The organism is Prevotella sp. TF12-30 (assembly GCF_003436715.1).
In the GTDB taxonomy this organism is placed as follows: Bacteria; Bacteroidota; Bacteroidia; order Bacteroidales; family Bacteroidaceae; genus Prevotella; species Prevotella copri_A.
Genome location: NZ_QSQJ01000053.1, coordinates 1 through 245, shown reverse-complemented (window position 1 = coordinate 245; position 245 = coordinate 1). Strand labels below are relative to the sequence as shown.

General features: G+C 42.9%; 1 protein-coding gene. It reads right to left on the bottom strand.

The window, feature by feature from the left end; genetic code table 11:
- The coding region (locus tag DXD25_RS14640; protein WP_187360494.1) for a hypothetical protein at positions 1–188 on the bottom strand (188 nt) is incomplete at its 3' end.
- Positions 189–245: the final 57 nt, after the last annotated feature.

Below are 245 nucleotides of genomic sequence, written 5' to 3'. Positions count from 1 at the left end.
TCTTTCCAGAGTTTCAGAGGACAATGGGAATTGAGTTCTACATATAGTTTATTGACAGCATCTAGGAACTTGTCTAGACCTAACTCTACCAACGGATGGAAAGGAAGGTAAGTTGGAGCGAGATTGCGATAATCTACGTTCTCGATATCCATTCCTAAGCCCATGGTTTGACCGGAATTTAATGACATAACGAATATGTTGTCAGGATGCTCGCTTTGCCATATCTGGACAAAGGTTGGGCACGG